Below are 20531 nucleotides of genomic sequence, written 5' to 3' on the forward strand. Positions count from 1 at the left end.
CGATGGACCCGCTCGACCGCCGCCTGCTCGACGAATTCCAGCGCGATCTGCCGCTGGTGCCCAGGCCCTATCTGGCCATGGGCGAGAAGCTGGGTATCGGCGAGGACGAGGTCATTCTTCGCCTGGAAAGGCTGCGGCTGGCGGGCTCGGTCGCCCGAATCGGCGCGGTGGTGCGCCCGCATGCCGCCGGCGCCTCGACGCTGGCCGCCATGGCGGTACCACCGTTTCGCCTGGACGAGGTGGCCGCGCTGGTCTCGGCCTATCCCCAGGTCAACCACAATTACCAGCGCGAGCACCGGCTGAATCTGTGGTTCGTCGTCGCCGCCGGCTCGCAAGCCGAGGTCGCCGCCGTGCTGGATGGCATCGCCCGCCAAAGCGGCCTGGCAGTGCTGGATCTGCCGATGCTTGAGGATTTCCACATCGATCTGGGGTTCGGATTGTCATGGACGTGAACGGACGCGACCTTGATCTGATCGGCGCCTTGTCGGGCGGCTTGGCCCTGCAGGCGAACCCGTTCGCCGCCCTGGGCCAATCCATCGGCATGGACGAGGCCGAGGTGCTGGCCCGCCTTCAGGATTTGAGGGACAGGGGGGTGATCCGCCGTCTGGGGGTGATCGTGCGCCACCACGAACTGGGCTACCGCGCCAACGCCATGGTGGTGTGGGACATCCCCGACGAGACGGTGTCCGAGATCGGCAGGATTTTGGGCGCAGCACCGGAAGTGACCTTGTGCTATCGCCGGCCGCGCCGGCTGCCGGACTGGCCCTATAACCTGTTCACCATGATCCACGGCCGCGACCGCACGTCGGTCGAACGCGCCCTGGCGGCGATGGCCGAACGGGAAGGGGTGGCCCATTATCCGCGCCAGGTGCTGTTCTCGCTGCGCCGCTTCAAGCAGTGCGGGGCCCGCTATGGCCGGGCCATGGCGGCGGAATGATCGACGACACCGACCGCGCCATCATCAACGCGCTGCAAGGCGGCTTTCCGGTCTGCGACCGCCCCTTCAGGGTGGCCGCCGAATTGCTGGGCCTGACCGAAACCGACCTGATCACCCGCATCGCAAGGCTGCGGGCCGATGGGGTCCTAAGCCGCTTCGGGCCGATGTACAACGCCGACCGCTTCGGCGGCCACAATACCCTGGTGGCGATCGAGGTGCCCGAAGACCGCTTCGATGAGGTCGCGGCCATCGTCAATGCCTTCCCCGAGGTGGCGCACAATTACGCCCGCGCCCACCGGCTGAACATGTGGTTCGTGGTCGCCGCGCAATCCCGCGCCGAGGTCGACCGGGTCTTGACCGAAGTCGAGGCGGCCACCGGATTGACCGTCCACGATATGCCCAAGCAACGGGAATTCCACGTCGGCTTGAGATTCGAGGCATGAGGCAACTGGACGATCTGGATCGCCGCATCATCGTCGCCACCCAGGACGGCTTGCCGCTGGTGCCCGAGCCCTGGCGCCATGTCGCGGGCGAGCTGGGGGTGGAGGCCGAAGACCTGATGGACCGGGTCCGGGCCATGCAGGAAGACGGCATCATCCGCCGCATCGGATTGGTGCCCAATCATTACGCCCTGGGCTATCGCCATAACGGCATGAGCGTGTGGGACGTCGCCGACGAGGATGTCGAGGCCGCGGGGGCGGCGATGACCGCCCTGGGGTTCGTCAGCCATTGTTACCAGCGTCCGCGCTGTCCGCCGGCCTGGCCCTACAACCTGTTCGCCATGATCCATGCCCGTGATGCCGCCACCGCTGATTCCCTGGTCCAGCGCCTGGCCGAAGCGCTGGGGCCGATGAGCCGGGGCCATCTGGTGCTCTACAGCACCAGGATATTGAAAAAGACCGGCTTGCGGCTGGGGGCCTGACCATGTTCCGCCTGACCCAATTCTTGCGCGAGTTGCACCACCCCACCCCGATCGGGCCGAAACGCCATCCGCCCGGCCCGGTGGTGATCTGGAACCTGATCCGTCGCTGCAATCTGTTGTGCCGGCATTGCTATTCGACCTCGACCGACAAGGAATTCGAGGGCGAGCTGTCGACGCCTGAGATTTTCGCCACCATGGAGGACCTCAGGGCCTTCGGGGTGCCGGCCCTGATCCTGTCGGGCGGCGAGCCGCTTTTGCGCCCCGACATCTTCGACATCGCGGCCCGGGCCAAGCAATTGGGCTTCGCCTCGGTGGCGCTGTCGTCCAACGGCACCTTGATCGATGCCGCCATGGCCGATCGCATCGCGGCGGCCGGCTTCGACTATGTGGGCGTGTCGGTCGATGGCATCGGCGCCGTGCACGATGCCTTTCGCGGCAAGGACGGCGCCTTCGCCCAATCGCTGGCCGGTATCCGTCTGTGCCAGGCCCGCGGCGTCAAGATGGGCCTGCGCTTCACCATGACCCGTGACAATGCGCACAATCTGCCCGACATCTTGGACCTGACGGCGGCCGAAGGGGTCGGCAAGTTCTATCTGTCGCACCTGAACTATGCCGGGCGTGGCAACCGCAACCGGGGCGAGGATGCCGCCATCCAGATCACCCGGCGCGCCATGGATCTGCTGTTTTCCTGGGCCGAGGCCCATCCCGACATCGAGGTGGTGACCGGCAACAACGATGCCGACGGGCCGACCTTCCTGTTGTGGGTCAAGGGCCGCCAACCGGCCATGGCCAGTCATATCGAGGCCAGGCTGAAGCAATGGGGCGGCAATTCGTCGGGGGTGAACGTCGCCAATATCGACAATCTGGGCTGGGTCCATCCCGACACCATGTGGTGGCACGAGCGGCTGGGCAATGTCCGCACCCGGCCGTTTTCGGCCATCTGGTCCGACGTCTCGAACCCGCTGATGGCCGGCTTGAAGCGGTTCCCGCGCCAGCTTGGCGGGCGCTGCGGCACCTGCCGCTGGCTGGACATCTGCAACGGCAACAGCCGGGTGCGGGCCGAGAAGGCTGGCCTCGACCGCTGGGGCGAGGACCCCGGCTGCACCCTGACCGACGAGGAAATCGCATGAAGTCCGCAGCCATCGCCGCCCTGGTCGTCCTGGCCTGGTGTCCCGCCTGGGCCGCTGACGACGTTGCCAGGCTTTACACCGAGACCTGCGCCGCCTGCCACGGCGCCGACCGGCTGGGCGCCATCGGCCCGGCCCTGCTGCCCGAGAATCTGGGCCGCCTGAAGCCGGCCGAGGCCGAGAAGGTGATCGCCGAGGGCCGCGCCGCCACCCAGATGGAGGGCTTCAAGGATCGCCTGAACCCCGACCAGATCAAGGCGCTGGCGGCCTATGTCTACCAGCCGCTGGCCTCGGTCCCCGCTTGGGGCATCGAGCAGATCAAGGCGTCGCACCAGGTGGTCACGCCGGCCGCCGAACTGCCGGCCAAGCCGCCATTCTCGTCGGATCCCTTGAACCTGTTCACCGTCGTCGAGGGCGGCGACCACCATGTCAGCATCGTCGATGGCGACCGCCTCGAGGTACTGTACCGCTTCCCCAGCCGCTTCGCCCTGCATGGCGGGGCCAAATACTCGCCCGATGGCCGCTTCGTCTATTTCGCCTCGCGCGATGGCTGGGTGTCGAAGGTCGATCTATGGACCGGCAAGCTGATCGCCGAAATCCGCGCCGGCATCAACACCCGAAACGTCGCGGTGTCCGACGACGGCCGCTTCCTGATGGTCGGCAACGTGCTGCCCCACAGCCTGGTGGCCTTGGACGCCCGCGACCTGTCGCCCATGCAGGTGATCCCCGTGGCAGGCGACGGCAAGACCAGCCGGGTGTCGGCGGTCTATACCGCGCCGCCCCGGCATTCCTTCGTGGTGGCCCTGCGCGACCTGGAAGAAATCTGGGAATTCCCCTATGCCGACGATGCTGGGCCGGTGATGAACGGCCTGGTCCATTCGCGCGAGAAGGGGATGGAGGAAGGGGTTTCGACCGGCGGCCGCTTCCAGGCCTTGCGCATCCGCATCCCCGATTTCATGGATGATTTCTTCTTCGACCCCACCTACGAGCGGGTGATGGGGGCGTCGCGCGACGGCTCGAAGGGGATGGTGGTCGATCTGGACCTGAAGCGGAAGGTCGCCGACCTGGATCTGTCGGGCATGCCGCATTTGGGCTCGGGCATCGTCTTCAAGAAGGACGGCAAGTGGCTGATGGCGACGCCGCACTTGAAGGATTCGGCGGTCAGCATCATCGACATGGAAAGCTGGAAGACGGTCAAGCGACTTTCCACCCTGGGGCCGGGCTTCTTCATGCGCGGGCACGAGAACACCCCGTTCGCCTGGGTCGATGTGTCGATGGGCAAGGAAAAGGACGCCCTGCAGATCATCGACACCCGCACCCTGGAAATCGCCCACACCATCCGCCCGGCCCCGGGCCGGCTGACCCGCCACGTCGAATTCAGCCGCGACGGCAAATATGCGGTGGTGTCGCTGTCGGAAAAGGACGGCGCCATCCTGATCCTGGACGCGGCCACCTTCGCCGAGATCAAGCGGCTGCCGATGAGCGCGCCGATCGGCAAGTACAATGTATGGAACAAAATATCCTATTCGTCTGGGACCAGCCATTGACCAAGGGCAAGGCCTTGCCGCGGCTGTCCGGGAAATTATAGGGTGACGGACCGCGAAAGACGGATCGAAGATGCGTTCAGGGACCTTGATCACGCTCGACACCTTGCGCCGCCGCAATTGGCGGGGCCTGGTGCTGTTCGCGTGGCTGGCCCTGGCTGTGGTCAATCTGGCCGGCGCCTTCACGGCCCAGGCCGGTACTCTGCCCTCGGACGCCGAAATCCGCGCCAGCATCTGCCATGCGGGCGCGGTCGCCGACGATGCGGCCACCCCCGACGCGCCCTCGGTCCGCCATTGTCCGCTCTGTCTGGTCATGGGAAGCGGCGGCTTCGCGCCGCCGCTTGGCCAGGCCGTGCTGTTGCGCCGGCCGGTCGAGACCACCGCCGTCGCGCTGGCCCTGGCCGATCCGACACGTCCGTCGCAGCCGGTTGCCGGCGTCTTCGCCCCCAGGGCACCCCCATCCGTCGCGTGATGCACTTTTGATCGCCGGACCTTCGGGTCCGCCTGCATTCACGTTTTGACGGGAATCCCCCCCATGCCGTTGCTTGTCCGTGGCCGCCATCAGCGGCTTGCCCTCGCCCTTGTCTTGTCGTCCGCCCTGATCCCGGTCCCGCTGCTGGCCCAGGAAGCCCAGCAACTGCAAGAGATGACCGTCACCGGCACCCGCGAGGGCGAGCTGAAATCCGAGACCCCGGCAGCCATCACCATCATCAAGGGCGGCGCCGTCGGCTTCGTCAAGCCGGCCCATCCGTCGGAAATCATCGGACGCGTGCCGGGCGCGGTGCTGATGCAGACCAACGGCGAGGGCCACACCACCGGCCTGCGCCAGCCCATCGGCACCGATGCGGTCTATTCCTATCTGGAAGACGGCATCCCGACGCGGGCGACCGGCTTTTTCAACCATAACGCCCTGTTCGAGGTGAACGTGCCCCAGGCCGACGGCATCGAGGTGACGCGCGGCCCCGGTTCGGCCCTGCAAGGTTCGGACGCCATCGGCGGCGTGTTCAACGTGCTGAGCAAGCCGCCCGCCGACAAACCCGAGGCGTCGACCACCCTCGAGGCCGGTTCCTATGGCTGGGGCCGCTTCCTGGGCTCGGCCAGCGACACCATCGGCGGTTGGGGTCTGCGCGGCGATTTGAACCTGACCCATTCCGACGGCTGGCGCGACGCCACCGGCTATGACCGCCAAAGCGCCGGCTTCCGGATCGACCGGCCGCTATCGTCGGGCGCTTTGCTCAAGGCGTCGATGTCGGTCACCAATGTCGATCAGCAGACCGGCGCCAACGCCCGGCTGTCGGGAATGGATTACAAGAACCACGCCAGCGACAATTACCATTACCTGGCCTATCGCAAGGTCAAGTCGGCCCGCGCCTCGCTGTCCTATGAGCGCGAGGATGCCGACAGCCTGGTCTCGTTGACGCCCTTCGTGCGCTGGAACGAGATGGATCTGCTGGCCTCGTTCCTGATGTCGTCGGACCCGTCGGCGGCGCTGTCCGGTCACCAGTCGCTGGGCCTGCTGGCCAAGTACCGCCACGATTTCGCGCCCTGGCGGACCCGCCTGGTCACCGGAATCGATCTGGATTACAGCCCCGGCTTCCGCGAAGAGGACCGCCTGCGCTTCACCAAATCGGGCGAGTTCTTCCGCAGCTACACCAATCAGGGCCGCATCTACGATTACGACGTCACCTACATGCAGGCCTCGCCCTATGTCCATGCCGAGACCTCGCCCTTGTCGCCGCTGCGCCTGCAGGCGGGGCTGCGCTACGATTCCATGAGCTATGATTACCAGAACAACCTGTCGACAGGGGCCTTCACCGTGCCCAACGCGCTGACCAGCAGCGCGACCACCTCGACCTATTACCGGCCGGGCGACACCACCCGTTATTTCAGCCATCTCAGCCCCAGCCTGGGGGCGACCTGGGCCTTTTCGCCCGATCTCAATAGCTTCGCCCGCTACAAGCACTCGTTCCGGGCGCCGTCGGAAAGCCAGTTGTTCCGCTCGGGTCAGAATTCGGATTCGATCCATCTGCGTCCGGTCAAGGTCGATAATTACGAAATCGGCCTGCGCGGCCCCGACCGTGGCGACTTCACCTGGGAAACCGGCATCTTCCACATGCTCAAGCGCGACGACATTCTGACCCTGCAGGATGCCAGCCAGCGCATTTCGTCCAACAACGGCAAGACCCGCCATTACGGTTTCGAGGCGGCGGCGTCCTGGAAGTTCCTGCCGGAATGGACCATCGGCGGGTCGGGCACCTATGCCCGGCATCGCTATGCCGGCTGGGTGGCGCGCGGGACCTCGGGCAATGTCGATCTTTCCGGCAACGATATCCCCACCGCGCCGCGCGTCGTTCACAACGCCACCCTGGCCTGGCAGCCCAAGGGCGATTGGCTGAACGGTCTGACCCTGGAAGCCGAATGGGTCCATGTCGGCCCCTACAAGATGGACGATGCCAACACCAACACCTATTCCGGCCACCACCTGTTCAACCTGCGCGGCGCCTATGCCCTGGCGGAAAACCTGGAACTGTTCGGCCGGGTGATCAATGTCGGCGACAGCCAGTGGGCGACCAACGCCACTTACACCAGCGGACGAGAAGAATTCGCCCCCGGCGCGCCGCTCAGCGTGTTCGCCGGCATCACGGCGAAGTTTTGATGATGCGGCGCGCGATATTTGCCCTTGCGGCGATGCTGGCCGCCCCGGCGGCGGCCCAGCATGCTGCCCATCAGCCACCGGCATCATCCTGCACCGAGGTTTCGCTTCGCTGCGCCCAGGCGGTGACCCCGTGGGCCGCGCCCGACGGCACCCTGTGGCTGGCCTTCTCGGCCGCCGGCCAGGTGGCGGTGGCCCGTGCCGAGGCGCCGGGCTGGGTGCAGGTGGTGTCGGGGCCGCCGGCCGCCATCGACGACAATGGCGAGGCCCGGCCCAAGGTCTTCGCCGACGGCAAGGGCCTGGTGCTGGTGACCTGGACCGTACGCAAGGAGCAGGCCTTTAGCGGCCAGGCGTGGATCGCCCGGTCGGCCGACGGCGGCCGCAGCTTCGAGCCGGCCCGGCCCTTGTCGAACGATCCGGTCAGCCAGCGCTTCGAGGTGGCGGGCTTCCTGCCTGACGGCACCGTCGCCATGGTGTGGATCGACAAGCGGGCAGGGGCGGCGGCCAAGCGCGCCGGACAGGCCTATGCCGGCGCCGCCCTGGTGGCGGCATGGTCCAAGGATGGCGGGCGCACCTTCGAACGCGAGCAGGTGATCGCCGATCATTCCTGCGAATGCTGCCGCCTCGCGCTCGCCCCCACCGGTGATGGCGGCCTGGCCTTGGCCTGGCGGCATGTCTTCGAAGGCGGCGTGCGCGACCACGCCGTGGCCAGGCTGGATGCGAAAGGCCTGGGCGCCCCGGCCCGGTTGGCCGTTGATGATTGGCCGGTCCAGGCCTGCCCCCATCATGGTCCGGCCCTGGCGGTGGCCGCCGACGGCAGCTGGCACGCCGCCTGGTTCACCAAGGGCCGGGCGCGCCAGGGCCTGTTCGGGGCGCGATCGATGGATGGCGGCCAAAGCTGGAGCCCACCGGAACCCATCGGCGATCAGGCCCGGCGGCCGGGCCATCCGGCCCTGTTGGCGGCGCCGTCGGGCCTGTGGCGGGCGTGGAAGGAATTCGACGGCGAGACCAGTGCCGTCAAGGTCCAGCACGCGGTTGACGGCGGCATCAGTTGGGGCGCCGCCCGTGTGGTCGCCACCACCGCCGAGGCCTCGGACCATCCGCAACTGGTGACCCGCGGCGGGCGGGCCATGCTGTCCTGGGCCAGTCGGGCCGAAGGCTGGCGCTTGTTGGGGCTGGACGGGCCATGAAGGCGATCCTGACCGTGCTGGTTCTGTTGTGGGCGACCGTTTCGGCCCAAGCCGGCGACATCCGGCCCTTCGGGCGCGGCGATTGGGCGCGGCTGAGTGCGGCCCAGGCGGGCCGGCCGGCGGTGGTGCATTTCTGGTCGCTGACCTGCGCGCCGTGCCTGGCCGAATTGCCGGCCTGGGCCGCCTTCGCCAGGCGCCATCCCGGTATCGAGCTGATCCTGGTCGCCACCGACCCGGTGGCGCAGGCGCACAAGCTGGCGGTGACCTTGGCCCGGGCCGGCCTGGGCGGCGCCCAGTCCTGGGCCTTCGACGGAAGCCTGGCCGACCGGCTGCGCTTCGAGATCGATCCCGACTGGATGGGGGAACTGCCCCACACCGCCCGGTTGGACGCCGCCGGCCGCGCCGCCTTTCGGACCGGCTCGTTGGCCGAGGACGGAATATCCGAGTGGATCGTAAGCGGGGGAGGAGGCGCCGATGTCCATCGCGCTCACCATTGACGACCGTGCCCTGTCCGAACTGGCCCAAAGCGGATGGAGGCGCGGGCTGGTCGGGGCGGCCCTTGTTCATGGGGCGCTGGCGTGCCTGATCCTGGCCTGGCCGGCGCCCGCCCCGACCATCGAGCCGGCGACCATCGTCGAACTGGTGCTGGCCCCGCCGCCGCAGGCGGCAATCGAGAAAACCTCGCCGCCGGCGGCAATCGAGAAAACCTCGCCGCAGGCGGCAATCGAGAAAACCTCGCCGCAGGCGGCAATCGAGAAAACCTCGCCGCCGGCCGCGACCTTGCCACCGGAACCGCCCGCGGCGCGACCGCTGGCCCAGACGCCGCCGCCGATCCGCGCCAAGGCCCCGGCCATGCCCGCGGCCAAGCCGGCTCCGGTCGCCGTTTCCCCCGACGGTGCCACCCCCGCTTTTGCGCCATCCGAACCAAGCCAGGCGGCGGCACCAGCTCCACAAGGCGCAGCGCCTTCTTCTTCGGTCGAAGACGAGGTCAAGGCGGCGCCGCTGTCTCAGCCGAAGCCCTTCTACCCCCGGATAGCCCGCCAGCGCGGTTGGCAAGGCGTGGTGGTGGTTCGCGTCGGGATCGACGAGACCGGCCAAACCTGCCATGTCGCGGTCCGTGACAGTTCCGGCCATGCGGTGTTGGACGAGGCCGCCCTGGAAACCGTGCGTCAGTGGCGCTTTTCCCCGGCCCGGCAGGGCGGGCGGGCGGTCGCATCGGCGATCGACGTGCCGATTCGCTTCTCGCTGACCGAGGGGTGATCCCATCAGGCATTTACCCTATACGTTTGTAGCGGCGTACAATTCGCGCCTGTGCGTTTCTACTTCCTTTGGAATCTTGACCTGAGAGTTGGTTTCATTGTTTTTTGGTGCGGTGCACAATCGAGAAAATTCGCGGCCGGAACCAACTGGACCGCAAGTATAAGAAAATCCTCAGGTTCGGGATCAAAGCAGCGATGTTCATCGATAATTGGAGTTTTCGGGCCAAGATGCTGCTGATCGTGGCTGCGTCCATGGTCGGCATGATGGTGATGGTCGGTCTGGGGCTGTCCAGCCTGCATGACGAACTGCTGAGCGGTCGCCGGATCAAGACCCGGCATCTGGTCGAAAGCGCGGTGACGCTGGTCGATCATTACGTCGCGCAGGAGCGATCCGGGGCCATGACCCGCGATCAGGCCCAGGGCGCGGCGCTCGCTGCCCTGAAGACGCTGCGCTACGGCGGCTCGGAATATTTCTGGGTCAACGATCTGCTGCCGCGCATGGTGATGCATCCGATCAAGCCCGAACTGAACGGCAAGGACCTGTCCGAGTTCAAGGACCCGGTCGGCAAGAAGCTGTTCGTCGCCTTTGCCGACGAAGTGCGGGCCAACAAGGCCGGCTTCGTCGATTATCTGTGGCCGAAGCCCGGCTTCGACCAGCCGGTCGCCAAGGTTTCCTTTGTTCAGGGCGTCGAGGCGTGGGGCTGGGTGGTCGGTTCGGGCATCTATCTCGACGATGTCGAGACCGCCTTCATGGCCGAGGTCAAGCGCCAGGCGCTGCTGATCGGTGCCGTGGTGATGCTGGTGCTGGGCCTGTCCTATTGGGTCGGGCGCCGTGTCATCGATGCCCTGTCCGCCATCACCGGCGGTATGCACAAGCTGGCCGACGGCGACACCGCCGTCGTGATCGCTGGCGTCGCCCGCAAGGACGAGATCGGCGACATGGTCCGCTCGGTCGAGGTGTTTCGCGCCAATGCCCTGGCGGTCAGCCGTCTGCAAAGCGAGCAGGAGGAGCACCGCCTGAAGGCCGAGGCCGAGCGGCGCGACACCCTGGAACGCCTGGCCAGCGAACTGGATGCCGGCGTTTCGTCGGCGGCCCAGGCGGTCAATGCGGCGGCCGCCCAGATGCGGGCCACCGCCACCTTGATGAGCGGCTCGGCCGACCGCACCAGCGCCGAGACGGCGGTGGTGGCCGCCGCCGTGCAGCAGACCTCGTCCAATGTCGGAATCGTCGCCGCCGCCGCCGAGGAGCTGAACAACTCGATCGCCGAAATCGGCCATCAGGTCGGCCAGAGCTCGACCATCGCCCGCGAGGCGGTGGCCGCCGCGCGGCGCACCGACGAAGTGGTGCGCGGCCTGGCCGACGCCGCCGGCCGGATCGGCGAAGTGGTCAGCATGATCAACGCCATCGCCGGCCAGACCAATCTGCTGGCCTTGAACGCCACCATCGAGGCGGCGCGTGCCGGTGAAGCCGGCAAGGGTTTCGCGGTGGTCGCCAACGAGGTCAAGCATCTGGCCAACCAGACCGCCAAGGCCACCGGCGACATCACCAGCCAGATCAGCGGCATCCAGGCCACCACCGCCGAGGCGGTCGCGGCCATCAGCGAGATCAGCCGTACCATCGAGGCCATGAACCAGATCGCCGATTCGGTGTCCCAGGCGGTGCAGCAGCAAGGGGCCGCCACCGGCGAAATCGCCCGCAATGTCGCCGAGGCGGCCCATGGGGCCAGCGAGGTGTCGAGCTCGATCGGCACGGTGTCCGAGGCGGTGGCCGAAACCGGCGACGCCGCCCGCGAGGTCCTGAGCGCCGCCGACTCGCTTGCCCGCGATTCGGAAGGCCTGATGGGCGGTCTCGACCGCTTCCTCAAGGGCGTCAAGGCGATGTGACGATTGGCTGCGTGCTTACCGCCGCAGCCAGTCATCCACCAACCGCCGGGCGATGGCGTCGGGGCGGGGCAGGAAGGGCCGGCCGCTGCCGTCGGTGCGGTGCGCATCGGAAAACTCGGCGGCGATGCGGGCCTTGCTGAACCATTGCGCGTCTTCCAGTTCGTCCGGATCGGGGGCCAGGGTTCCCCCGATGGCGGTGGCGGAAAAGCCCAGCATCAAGGATGACGGAAACGGCCAGGGCTGGCCGCTGTGATAGCGGACCGCCGCCACCTCGATGCCGCTTTCCTCACGCACTTCGCGGGCAACCGCCTCTTCCAGGGTCTCGCCCGGCTCGACGAAGCCGGCCAGCACCGACCACATGCCGGGCGACCAGATCTTCTGGCGATGCATCAAGATCGCCGGCTGCCCCGTTTCATCGGTGCCGTCGACCCGCATGATCACCGCCGGGTCGGTGCGCGGATAATGCGGCGCGGCGCAGGTCCCATCCTGGCATTGGCGCATATGGCCGCCTTCCCGTGATTGGGTGGGGGCGCCGCAGATGCCGCAAAAGCGCGCCCGGCGGTGCCACAGCACCAGGGCGCGGCCATAGGCCAGGATCGCCGCATGGTCGGCCGGCAGGGTGCCGCCGACCGCCTTCAACGCGGTCCAGGCGCCATCGGGCCCCAGGCGAGGGGGCGTGCCATCGGGCTCGGGCTGCGCCTCGGACAGGTCGGCGGCGAACACCGGCCGCCCGGCCCACAGGCCCAGGAACACCGTGACACCGGCAAGGTCGAGCAGGCGAGCGGCGAGGTCGCCGTCAGGCATCACCGCGCCTTCCGGCGTGACCAATGACAGATCGCGCCAAAGTGGCACCAGCAACCGGTCGGGACGGCGGACAAGGGTGTCGATCGCCTTGTCGTCGCGGCGTAAATGATGGGCGCGGTCCAGCGGAACCGCAGAATAAAGGATGGGGTCCATAGGGCAAACGATGGCATCGTCGCATGATTCGCACAAGGTCATTGCCATTCTGTCGGGTTTCATGAAAATGGGGGGCTCCTGGGGGAGCCGATGATCGATCAAAGCGCGCTGCTAGAGACCTTGCTGGAGACGATCCGTGACGCCGTCGTTGTGTGCGACGCCGAGCGACGCCTGGTGCGTGTCAACAAGGCCTTCGAGGTGATGACCGGCCATTCGACCGAGGGGCTGGTCGAAGGCGACGATCGCTTTGCCAATCTCGCCCGCAAATCCCTGATCGACGCGGTCTCGGCCAAGGGGGGGCGCTGGCAGGGCAATGTCGCTTGCGTCGGCGGTACCGAGAAGGCGGTGGTGATCAGCACCTCGGCCGTCAACGGGCCGGGCACCGACTTTCCCTGTTATTACCTGGGGCTGGTCCGTTTGGCCGCCGATGCCGCGCGCGATACCGGCGAGCAGCGTTTCGGCCACGACCAACTGACCGGCCTGCCCAACCGCGACATCTTCGGCGACCGCGTCGATCGCGCCGTGCTGACCTGCAATCGCGTCGGCGGCTCGGTCGCCCTGCTGATGATGGGCCTGGACCGCTTCACCATGGTCAACGACGCGCTGGGCCATGCCGCCGGCGACCGTCTGCTGATCGAGGTGTCCAACCGTCTGCGCCACTGCATCCGCGAGACCGACACCGTCGTCCGTCTCGACGGCGACAAGTTCGCCATGGTGATGACCATCGCCGACATGGACGACAGCGTCATCGTCGCCGAGAAGGTGCTGCATTCCATCAAGCAGCCCTTCGCGATGGATGGGCAAGAGGTGGTGGTGACCTTCTCGATCGGTATCGCGCTGTTCCCGCAGGACGCGCCCGACGCCTCGGGTCTGGTCAAGCAGGCGGAAAACGCGCTGCATCACGCCAAGGTGTCGGGGCGCAACCAGTACCAGTTCTTCTCGAAGGACATGAACCGCAAGGCCAAGGTCCGCCTGGATCTGGAATCGCGCATGCGCCGCGCCCTGGTCAACGAGGAATTCACCGTCTTCTATCAGCCGAAGGTGTCGGCCGACGACGACCGCCTGGTCGGGGCCGAGGCGCTGGTGCGCTGGATCGACCCCGACAAGGGCATGATCGGCCCCGGCGAGTTCATCCCGGTCGCCGAGGAAACCGGCCTGATCGAGCAGATCGGCGCGTGGGTGCTGCGCCGGTCGTGCGAGCAGACCATCGGCTGGCAGAAGATGGGCTTAAGCCCGGTCAAGGTGTCGGTCAACGTCTCGGCCCGTCAGTTCCGTTCCAGGGGCTTCATCGATTCCGTCACCGGGGTCCTGGGCGATACCGGCCTCGACCCCAAGTGGCTGGAGCTGGAAATCACCGAAAGCATGCTGATGAACGACGTCGAATCGGCGGTGCGCAAGATGGGCGCCATCCGCGATCTGGGCGTCGGCCTGTCCATCGACGATTTCGGCACCGGCTATTCGTCGCTGTCCTATCTGGGGCGCTTTCCCATCACCACCTTGAAGATCGACCGCGCCTTCATCGCCGACGTCGATACCAACCCCAAGACCGCCGAGATCGCCCGGGCCATCATCGGCCTGTCGCAGGGCCTGAACCTGGAAGTGGTGGCCGAAGGCTGCGAGATTTCCGAGCATGTCGCCTTCCTCAGGGAACATGGCTGCTCGACCATCCAGGGGTACTATTACTCCAAGCCAGTGCCGGCCGATCAGTTCCAGCAAATGCTGGCGGCCGGGCGCGTTCCCCGCCCGAAAGACTGATATCTTTCGGTACCATGGCCGGCATTTCAATCTCTGCGCGTAAATACCAGAGTAACAGAGTCGGATAACCCCTTACGGATTGTGGGGTTGTTGACCAAAGTCAAACCGCCTACCCTAACGCGGTGGCACTGTTCAGCCTGTCGGGTCCTTCTGGGGAGTGGGACCTTGAATGTGAGGCAGAGCGATGACGGGAAGCTTATCCCGCCGGGCCCTTTTCGGACGGTCCGACGATCGCAGTGAACAGAGTGAGTTGCGACCGAAGGTGGCGGTTGTGGCGGGCGGCTGTCTGGCCGTCCGCGGCGTCACCTGCGTCGCCTGCGCCGATCCTTGCGAACCCCGCGCCCTTCGCATCCGCCCCATGCTGGGCGGTCGCGCCATGCCGATGATTGATGCCGCCACCTGCACCGGCTGCGGCGACTGCCTTGCGGTCTGCCCGGTGGGTGCGCTTTCCCTGCAACCGGTGGATCCCGCCGCATCGGAGACAAAATCATGCGCATGAACGCTTTCGCGGCCCGCGAGCGCGCCGAGCCGCCGGTCCAACCCGTCAATATCTGCGGCGTGCTGGTGCACGCCCAACCCGATCAAAGGGTGGCCGTCAAGGCCGCCCTGGAAGAATTGCCCGGCACCGAGGTCCATACCATGACCGACGAGGGCAAATTGATCGTCGTCGTCGAGGACGCCGACGGCCAGTGGGCGAGTGAGACCATCACCCGCTTTTACGACGTCGAGGGAATCCTGTCGGTGGCCCTCGTTTACCATCATTTCGATAATGAGCTGGAAGGGGAGATCGTTCCATGAGCCTCAGCAGGCGCGACTTCATCAAGGCCAATGCGGCCGCCGCGACCGCGGCCGCCGCTGGCATCGCGGTGCCCGCAGTGGCGCAGCCGGCCAAGGCCAACATCCGCTGGGACAAGGGCGTGTGCCGGTTCTGCGGGACCGGTTGCGGCGTGCTGGTCGGCGTGCAGGACGGACGGGTGGTCGCCACCCAGGGCGATCCCGACGCTCCGGTCAACCGTGGCCTGAACTGCATCAAGGGCTATTTCCTGTCCAAGATCATGTACGGCACCGACCGTCTGACCAAGCCGCTGTTGCGCATGAAGAACGGCAAGTTCGACAAGAACGGCGAGTTCGCGCCGATCTCGTGGGACCAGGCTTTCGACATCATGGCCGAGAAGTGGAAGGAACAGCTGAAGAAGCCCGACGGTCAGACCCGGGTCGGCATGTTCGCCTCGGGCCAGTGGACCATCTGGGAAGGCTATGCCGCCGTCAAGCTGATGAAGGCCGGCTTCAGGTCCAACAACATCGATCCCAACGCGCGCCATTGCATGGCCTCGGCGGTGACCGGCTTCATGCGCACCTTCGGCATCGACGAGCCGATGGGCTGCTATGACGACATCGAGCATGCCGACGCCTTCGTGCTGTGGGGCTCGAACATGGCCGAGATGCATCCGATCTTGTGGTCGCGCCTGACCGATCGGCGCCTGACCCACGAAGGCTGCAAGGTCGCCGTGCTGTCGACCTACGAACACAAGTCGTTCGACCTGGCCGATATCCCGATGGTGTTCACGCCCAACACCGACCTGGCGATCTTGAACTTCATCTGCAACTACATCATCCAGACCGGCGCGGTGAACAAGGCGTTCGTCGACAAGGCGGTCAACTTCAAGAAGGGCGTCACCGACATCGGCTTCGGCCTGCGCCCGACCCATCCGCTGGAACAGGCGGCCGGCAATAACGGCTATGGCGAAGGCAAGGGCGACCCCAACAAGGTCGAAAACTTCACCTTCGACGAGTTCAAGGCCTTCGTGTCGGAATACACCGTCGAAAAGGTGTCGAAGCTTTCGGGCGTGCCCGAAGACAAGCTGATCGCCATGGCCAAGCTCTATGCCGATCCCAAGGTCAAGGTCACCTCGTTCTGGACCATGGGCTTCAACCAGCATACGCGCGGCACGTGGGTCAACAACATGATCTACAACGTGCATCTGCTGGTCGGAAAGATTTCCGAGCCGGGCAACAGCCCGTTCTCGCTGACCGGTCAGCCCTCGGCCTGCGGCACCGCCCGCGAGGTCGGCACCTTCGCCCATCGTCTGCCCGCCGACATGGTGGTGATGAACGAAGGTCACCGCAAGGCTACCGAGGAAATCTGGAAGCTGCCGCCCGGCACGCTGAACCCCAAGATCGGTTATCACGCCGTGCTGCAGCATCGCATGCTGAAGGACGGCAAGCTGAACGCCTATTGGGTGATGTGCACCAACAACATGCAGACCGCCCCCAACATGAACGAGGAAGGCTATCCGGGTTACCGCAATCCCGAGGCGTTCGTGGTGGTGTCCGATCCCTATCCCACCGTCACCGCTCTGTCGGCCGACCTGATCCTGCCCACCGCCATGTGGATGGAGAAGGAAGGCGCCTACGGCAACGCCGAGCGCCGCACCCAGTTCTGGCGCCAGCAGGTCAAGGCCCCGGGCGAGGCCCGGTCCGACCTGTGGCAGATGATGGAATTCGCGAAGCGCTTCAAGATGGAGGAGGTCTGGCCGGCCGAATTGCTGGACAAGGCGCCACAATACAAGGGCAAGACCGTCTTCGACGTGATGTATGCCAACGGTGCCGTCAACAAGTACCCGCTGTCCGATCTGCAGCCCGGCCACGAGAACGACGAAAGCAAGGCGTTCGGCTTCTATGCCCAGAAGGGCCTGTTCGAGGAATATGCCGCCTTCGGTCGCGGCCATGCCCACGATCTGGGGCCGTTCGACCTGTATCACAAGGCGCGCGGCCTGCGTTGGCCGGTGGTCGATGGCAAGGAAACCCTGTGGCGCTTCCGCGAGGGCTATGACCCCTATGTCAAGGCCGGCGAGGGGGTCAAGTTCTACGGCAAGCCCGACGGCAAGGCCTGGATCATCGCCCTGCCTTACCAGGACCCGCCGGAAAAGCCGGATGCCGAGTTCAATCTGTGGCTGTGCACCGGCCGCGTGCTGGAACATTGGCATTCGGGCTCGATGACCCGGCGCGTGCCGGAACTGCACAAGGCGGTTCCCAACGCGGTGTGCTTCATGCACCCCAACGACGCCAAGAGCAGGAATCTGCGCAATGGCGACGTCGTCAAGGTCAAGAGCCGGCGCGGCGAAATCAACCTGCGTCTGGATACGCGCGGCCGTAACCGCGTACCGGAAGGGCTGATCTTCGTGCCGTTCTTCGATGAAAGCATCCTGGTCAACAAGCTGACCCTGGATGCCACCTGCCCGATCTCGAAAGAGACCGACTTCAAGAAGTGCGCGGTCAAGGTCGAGAAGGCCTAGCTCGCGCGTGGTGATCACGGGGCCGCTCGCGGGCGGGCGGCCCCGGCCCGGAGAAGGTGACGATGACGGACAAGGGCAAGCATACGGGCGCGGTCAGCCGGCGAGGTCTTCTCGCCCAGACCGTGCGCGCGGCCTGCGGGGCGGGGGTTCTTGCCCTGCTTCTGGCCGTGCCTGCCCGTAAGCGGGCCGAAGCCGTCGCGTTGCGTCCTCCGGGGGCGATCGCCACCGACGATTTTCTGTCGGCCTGCGTTCGCTGTGGTTTGTGCGTCCGTGATTGCCCCTACGATACCTTGAAATTGTCCGATATCGGCGACGGTCAGCCCTTGGGCACGCCGTTCTACAACGCCCGCTCGGTGCCGTGCGAGATGTGCGAGCACATCCCCTGCGTCGCCGCCTGCCCGACCGGCGCCCTGGACAAAGGCCTGACCGACATCCGCGACGCCCGCATGGGCACGGCGGTTCTGGTCGGCCAGGAAACCTGCCTGAATTTCTTAGGTCTGCGCTGTGACGTCTGTTACCGCGTCTGCCCGCTGATCGACCAGGCCATCACGCTGGAACGCCATCACAACGAGCGGACCGGCAAGCACGCCATGTTCATTCCCACCGTGCACACCGACAAATGCACCGGCTGCGGCAAGTGCGAGAAGGGCTGCGTGCTGGACGAGGCGGCGATCCGGGTGCTGCCGCACAATCTGGCGGTGGGCGTCCTGGGTGCCCATTACCGCCTGGGCTGGAAGGAAAAGGAAAAGGCTGGCAAGTCGCTGATCGACGGCATCATCGACCTGCCCGATCGCATGCCCGATCCTCCGGCCGCCATGCCCAGCCCCGAGCGTCTGCCCGGCGGCGGCTTCAAGGAGTTCAAGCCATGAGCGCCGAACTCCGCCCCGGCCGCACCAAGGCCCAGGCCCAAGGCTGGCTGGCCGCCCACAAATGGCTGCTGGCCCGCCGTTTGGCCCAATTCGGCTTTCTGGCCCTGTTCCTGACCGGGCCGCTGTTCGGCCTGTGGATCACCAAGGGCACGCTGGCCGCCAGCCTGACCCTGAACATCTTGCCGCTGGCCGACCCGATGATGGTGGCCCAGGCCTTCCTGGCCCGCCATGTCGTCGAAACCAGTGCCTTGGTGGGCGCCGTCATCGTGCTGGCCGCCTATGCGGTCGTCGGCGGGCGGACCTATTGTTCGTGGGTGTGCCCGGTCAACGTGGTGACCGACCTGGCCGCCTGGCTGCGCGCCCGCTTCGGCCTCAAGGAAGGCTGGAGCCTGGATCGGCGCACCCGCTTCATCGTCCTGGGGGGCGTCATGGTCGCCTCGGCGGCGACCGGCACCATCGCCTGGGAATTCGCCAACCCCGTCACCATCCTGCATCGCGGCCTGGTCTATGGCGGGTTGTTCACCGCGGGATCGGCGCTGCTGGTGACGCTGGCCTTGTTCCTGTTCGATTTGGGCGTGGCCTCACGGGGCTGGTGCACCCATCTGTGCCCGGTCGGCGCCTTCTATGGGCTGGTCGGGTCGAAAAGCGTGGTGCGCGTCACCGCCAAGCGCCGCGATGCCTGCGACAATTGCATGGAATGCTTCGCCGTGTGCCCCGAGCGACATGTGATCGCCCCGGCGCTGCGCGGCAAATCCACCGGCGCCGGCCCGGTGATCACTTCCCGCGATTGTACCAATTGCGGGCGGTGCATCGATGTCTGCGCCAAGAATGTTTTCGAGTTCGGGACCCGCTTTCGCAACGGTTTGGACGATGTCGATCACATCGTGCCGCCGGCGAAGGAAGGACCCGGGAATGTCGCGCGGGCGGGCTGAGATGGCCGACGCCCAAGGAAATGGAAGTTCTGGAAGGGGAGTGACCGCTGTGAAAATCAAGATCATGGCCATCGCCGTCGCCCTGGGGCTCGCCCTGGGTCAGGTTGCAGGTTTCAAGGATGCCGTGGCGGCCGATGTGCGGGCGCTCCGGGACACGCCGGTCAGCGCGCCGGACAAGGCGCCCGACGTCTACAAGGTGCAAGACGGCGTCAAGCACGAACGCGCCTATCGCCAGCAGCCGCCGTTGGTGCCGCACGCCACCGAGAAGTACGAGATCGACCTGAAGGTCAATCAGTGCCTGCGCTGCCACGAATGGCCCTATTCCGACCAGGAAAAGGCGCCGAAGATTTCCGACCTTCACTACATCGACCGCAACGGCGTCCGTCAGGATACCGTCAACGGCAACCGCTATTTCTGCACGCAGTGCCATGTGTCGCAGGTCGATGCCAAGCCGCTGGTGGAAAACAAGTTCCAGCCCGCGGTCACGGGCCGCTGATACCCTTCGAGAGTAGGAAAGGATCACGGCCATGAGCAACGACACCGACGGCAAACAGCCCAGCCTGATGTGCCAGGCGTGGGAATTGCTGCGAAAGCCCACCGGCCGCTGGTCGCTGGGAGCCATCCTGATCGTCGGCTTCGCCACCGGCATCATGTTCTGGGGCGGCTTCAACTGGGCGATGGAACTGACCAACACCGAGGCGTTCTGTCTGTCCTGTCACGAGATGGAGCAAAACGTCTATCGCGAGTATCGCGGCACCATCCACGACCAGAACCGCTCGGGCGTGCGGGCGACCTGCCCGGACTGCCACGTGCCGAAGCCGTGGATCTACAAGATGAAGCGCAAGATCCAGGCCTCGAACGAGGTGCTGCATAAGATCCTGGGCTCGATCGACACCCGCGAGAAGTTCGAGGCCAAGCGCCTGGACCTGGCCAAGAATGTCTGGCTGGCGATGAAGGAGACCGATTCGCGCGAATGTCGCAACTGCCACACCTTCAGCGCCTTCGACCTGAGCCGCCAGCAAAAGCGCGCCCAGATCCGCCACGACGAGGCCGCCGAGGAAGGCAAGACCTGTATCGACTGCCACAAGGGCGTCGCTCACAAGCTGCCCGACGGTGCCTTCAACGCCGAGCGCGAGATGAACGAGACCTGGAACGCCGTCCACAAGAAGAAGTAAGACGGTGAAAGAATAAGGGGCGCTCCGGGTG

General features: G+C 66.1%; 21 protein-coding genes. 20 read left to right on the forward strand and 1 reads right to left on the reverse strand.

Annotation, left to right across the window (positions count from 1 at the left end):
- Positions 1 to 2 precede the first annotated feature (2 nt).
- The 12 genes from MTBLM5_RS18695 to MTBLM5_RS00170 all read left to right on the forward strand — a co-directional run bounded on the left by MTBLM5_RS18695 (position 3) and on the right by MTBLM5_RS00170 (position 11516).
- Positions 3 to 452, forward strand: a complete 450-nt coding sequence (locus tag MTBLM5_RS18695) for an AsnC family transcriptional regulator (RefSeq protein WP_217424939.1) — start codon at positions 3 to 5, stop codon at positions 450 to 452.
- The gene (locus MTBLM5_RS18700) at positions 443 to 937 is read left to right on the forward strand and encodes an AsnC family protein (protein ID WP_217424940.1); all 495 of its coding nucleotides are present in this window, start codon (positions 443 to 445) and stop codon (positions 935 to 937) included. Before MTBLM5_RS18695 ends, MTBLM5_RS18700 begins: the two co-directional genes overlap by 10 nt.
- Positions 934 to 1380, forward strand: a complete 447-nt coding sequence (locus MTBLM5_RS00125; protein WP_254430843.1) for an Lrp/AsnC family transcriptional regulator — start codon at positions 934 to 936, stop codon at positions 1378 to 1380. The genes MTBLM5_RS18700 and MTBLM5_RS00125 overlap by 4 nt, the downstream gene beginning before the upstream one ends.
- The gene (locus MTBLM5_RS00130) at positions 1377 to 1859 is read left to right on the forward strand and encodes an Lrp/AsnC family transcriptional regulator (RefSeq protein WP_173973786.1); all 483 of its coding nucleotides are present in this window, start codon (positions 1377 to 1379) and stop codon (positions 1857 to 1859) included. The genes MTBLM5_RS00125 and MTBLM5_RS00130 overlap by 4 nt, the downstream gene beginning before the upstream one ends.
- 2 nt (positions 1860 to 1861) lie before the next feature.
- Entirely contained in the window at positions 1862 to 2989 is a 1128-nt protein-coding gene (nirJ, locus tag MTBLM5_RS00135) for a heme d1 biosynthesis radical SAM protein NirJ (RefSeq protein ID WP_173973787.1), read from the forward strand.
- The gene (locus MTBLM5_RS00140) at positions 2986 to 4533 is read left to right on the forward strand and encodes a nitrite reductase (RefSeq protein ID WP_173973788.1); all 1548 of its coding nucleotides are present in this window, start codon (positions 2986 to 2988) and stop codon (positions 4531 to 4533) included. Before nirJ ends, MTBLM5_RS00140 begins: the two co-directional genes overlap by 4 nt.
- A gap of 70 nt (positions 4534 to 4603) precedes the next feature.
- Positions 4604 to 5002, forward strand: coding sequence for a DUF2946 family protein (locus MTBLM5_RS00145; protein WP_173973789.1), 399 nt, complete (start codon positions 4604 to 4606; stop codon positions 5000 to 5002).
- Positions 5003 to 5065: 63 nt separating this feature from the next.
- Entirely contained in the window at positions 5066 to 7186 is a 2121-nt protein-coding gene (locus MTBLM5_RS00150) for a TonB-dependent receptor (RefSeq protein WP_173973790.1), read from the forward strand.
- Positions 7186 to 8373: a sialidase family protein gene (locus MTBLM5_RS00155; RefSeq protein ID WP_173973791.1), complete on the forward strand. Its 1188-nt coding sequence runs from the start codon at positions 7186 to 7188 to the stop codon at positions 8371 to 8373. The genes MTBLM5_RS00150 and MTBLM5_RS00155 overlap by 1 nt, the downstream gene beginning before the upstream one ends.
- Positions 8370 to 8870 (forward strand): TlpA family protein disulfide reductase, encoded by a 501-nt coding sequence (locus tag MTBLM5_RS00160; protein WP_173973792.1) that lies wholly within the window; start codon positions 8370 to 8372, stop codon positions 8868 to 8870. Before MTBLM5_RS00155 ends, MTBLM5_RS00160 begins: the two co-directional genes overlap by 4 nt.
- A complete protein-coding gene (locus MTBLM5_RS00165; RefSeq protein ID WP_173973793.1) occupies positions 8848 to 9633 on the forward strand; it encodes an energy transducer TonB in 786 nt (261 codons plus the stop codon). Before MTBLM5_RS00160 ends, MTBLM5_RS00165 begins: the two co-directional genes overlap by 23 nt.
- 194 nt (positions 9634 to 9827) lie before the next feature.
- Positions 9828 to 11516, forward strand: a complete 1689-nt coding sequence (locus MTBLM5_RS00170) for a methyl-accepting chemotaxis protein (protein WP_254430844.1) — start codon at positions 9828 to 9830, stop codon at positions 11514 to 11516.
- A 15-nt stretch (positions 11517 to 11531) separates the two neighbouring features.
- Here MTBLM5_RS00170 and nudC read toward each other — a convergent pair whose 3' ends face one another.
- Positions 11532 to 12473 carry an NAD(+) diphosphatase gene (nudC, locus tag MTBLM5_RS00175; protein ID WP_173973794.1) on the reverse strand — a complete coding sequence of 314 codons (942 nt, stop codon included), beginning with the start codon at positions 12471 to 12473 and terminating at the stop codon, positions 11532 to 11534.
- Positions 12474 to 12563: 90 nt separating this feature from the next.
- Here nudC and MTBLM5_RS00180 point away from each other — a divergent pair, with 90 nt between their 5' ends.
- From MTBLM5_RS00180 to MTBLM5_RS00215, 8 genes are all read left to right on the forward strand, one after another.
- The gene (locus tag MTBLM5_RS00180; protein ID WP_173973795.1) at positions 12564 to 14228 is read left to right on the forward strand and encodes an EAL domain-containing protein; all 1665 of its coding nucleotides are present in this window, start codon (positions 12564 to 12566) and stop codon (positions 14226 to 14228) included.
- Between the two features lie 184 nt (positions 14229 to 14412).
- Complete coding sequence (locus tag MTBLM5_RS19160; RefSeq protein WP_173973796.1) at positions 14413 to 14727, forward strand: 4Fe-4S dicluster domain-containing protein; 315 nt, start codon at positions 14413 to 14415, stop codon at positions 14725 to 14727.
- Entirely contained in the window at positions 14718 to 15026 is a 309-nt protein-coding gene (locus MTBLM5_RS00190; protein WP_173973797.1) for a chaperone NapD, read from the forward strand. Before MTBLM5_RS19160 ends, MTBLM5_RS00190 begins: the two co-directional genes overlap by 10 nt.
- Positions 15023 to 17524, forward strand: coding sequence for a nitrate reductase catalytic subunit NapA (gene napA / locus MTBLM5_RS00195; RefSeq protein ID WP_173973798.1), 2502 nt, complete (start codon positions 15023 to 15025; stop codon positions 17522 to 17524). Before MTBLM5_RS00190 ends, napA begins: the two co-directional genes overlap by 4 nt.
- 62 nt (positions 17525 to 17586) lie before the next feature.
- The gene (napG, locus tag MTBLM5_RS00200) at positions 17587 to 18393 is read left to right on the forward strand and encodes a ferredoxin-type protein NapG (RefSeq protein ID WP_173974042.1); all 807 of its coding nucleotides are present in this window, start codon (positions 17587 to 17589) and stop codon (positions 18391 to 18393) included.
- Entirely contained in the window at positions 18390 to 19325 is a 936-nt protein-coding gene (gene napH, locus MTBLM5_RS00205) for a quinol dehydrogenase ferredoxin subunit NapH (protein ID WP_173973799.1), read from the forward strand. Before napG ends, napH begins: the two co-directional genes overlap by 4 nt.
- Before the next feature lie 49 nt (positions 19326 to 19374).
- The gene (locus tag MTBLM5_RS00210; protein ID WP_173973800.1) at positions 19375 to 19821 is read left to right on the forward strand and encodes a nitrate reductase cytochrome c-type subunit; all 447 of its coding nucleotides are present in this window, start codon (positions 19375 to 19377) and stop codon (positions 19819 to 19821) included.
- Between the two features lie 31 nt (positions 19822 to 19852).
- Positions 19853 to 20500 (forward strand): NapC/NirT family cytochrome c, encoded by a 648-nt coding sequence (locus tag MTBLM5_RS00215; protein WP_173973801.1) that lies wholly within the window; start codon positions 19853 to 19855, stop codon positions 20498 to 20500.
- Positions 20501 to 20531: the final 31 nt, after the last annotated feature.

Source organism: Magnetospirillum sp. LM-5 (assembly GCF_902729445.1).
GTDB lineage: Bacteria > Pseudomonadota > Alphaproteobacteria > Rhodospirillales > Magnetospirillaceae > Magnetospirillum.

What these genes read in the sequence shown, in the direction of transcription:
- MTBLM5_RS18695 (WP_217424939.1), top strand. Translation starts at nt 3, where the DNA reads ATGGACCCGCTCGACCGCCGCCTGCTCGACGAATTCCAGCGCGATCTG.
- MTBLM5_RS18700 (WP_217424940.1), top strand. Translation starts at nt 443, where the DNA reads ATGGACGTGAACGGACGCGACCTTGATCTGATCGGCGCCTTGTCGGGC.
- MTBLM5_RS00125 (WP_254430843.1), top strand. Translation starts at nt 934, where the DNA reads ATGATCGACGACACCGACCGCGCCATCATCAACGCGCTGCAAGGCGGC.
- MTBLM5_RS00130 (WP_173973786.1), top strand. Translation starts at nt 1,377, where the DNA reads ATGAGGCAACTGGACGATCTGGATCGCCGCATCATCGTCGCCACCCAG.
- nirJ (WP_173973787.1), top strand. Translation starts at nt 1,862, where the DNA reads ATGTTCCGCCTGACCCAATTCTTGCGCGAGTTGCACCACCCCACCCCG.
- MTBLM5_RS00140 (WP_173973788.1), top strand. Translation starts at nt 2,986, where the DNA reads ATGAAGTCCGCAGCCATCGCCGCCCTGGTCGTCCTGGCCTGGTGTCCC.
- MTBLM5_RS00145 (WP_173973789.1), top strand. Translation starts at nt 4,604, where the DNA reads ATGCGTTCAGGGACCTTGATCACGCTCGACACCTTGCGCCGCCGCAAT.
- MTBLM5_RS00150 (WP_173973790.1), top strand. Translation starts at nt 5,066, where the DNA reads ATGCCGTTGCTTGTCCGTGGCCGCCATCAGCGGCTTGCCCTCGCCCTT.
- MTBLM5_RS00155 (WP_173973791.1), top strand. Translation starts at nt 7,186, where the DNA reads ATGATGCGGCGCGCGATATTTGCCCTTGCGGCGATGCTGGCCGCCCCG.
- MTBLM5_RS00160 (WP_173973792.1), top strand. Translation starts at nt 8,370, where the DNA reads ATGAAGGCGATCCTGACCGTGCTGGTTCTGTTGTGGGCGACCGTTTCG.
- MTBLM5_RS00165 (WP_173973793.1), top strand. Translation starts at nt 8,848, where the DNA reads ATGTCCATCGCGCTCACCATTGACGACCGTGCCCTGTCCGAACTGGCC.
- MTBLM5_RS00170 (WP_254430844.1), top strand. Translation starts at nt 9,828, where the DNA reads ATGTTCATCGATAATTGGAGTTTTCGGGCCAAGATGCTGCTGATCGTG.
- nudC (WP_173973794.1), bottom strand. Translation starts at nt 12,473, where the DNA reads ATGGACCCCATCCTTTATTCTGCGGTTCCGCTGGACCGCGCCCATCAT.
- MTBLM5_RS00180 (WP_173973795.1), top strand. Translation starts at nt 12,564, where the DNA reads ATGATCGATCAAAGCGCGCTGCTAGAGACCTTGCTGGAGACGATCCGT.
- MTBLM5_RS19160 (WP_173973796.1), top strand. Translation starts at nt 14,413, where the DNA reads ATGACGGGAAGCTTATCCCGCCGGGCCCTTTTCGGACGGTCCGACGAT.
- MTBLM5_RS00190 (WP_173973797.1), top strand. Translation starts at nt 14,718, where the DNA reads ATGCGCATGAACGCTTTCGCGGCCCGCGAGCGCGCCGAGCCGCCGGTC.
- napA (WP_173973798.1), top strand. Translation starts at nt 15,023, where the DNA reads ATGAGCCTCAGCAGGCGCGACTTCATCAAGGCCAATGCGGCCGCCGCG.
- napG (WP_173974042.1), top strand. Translation starts at nt 17,587, where the DNA reads ATGACGGACAAGGGCAAGCATACGGGCGCGGTCAGCCGGCGAGGTCTT.
- napH (WP_173973799.1), top strand. Translation starts at nt 18,390, where the DNA reads ATGAGCGCCGAACTCCGCCCCGGCCGCACCAAGGCCCAGGCCCAAGGC.
- MTBLM5_RS00215 (WP_173973801.1), top strand. Translation starts at nt 19,853, where the DNA reads ATGAGCAACGACACCGACGGCAAACAGCCCAGCCTGATGTGCCAGGCG.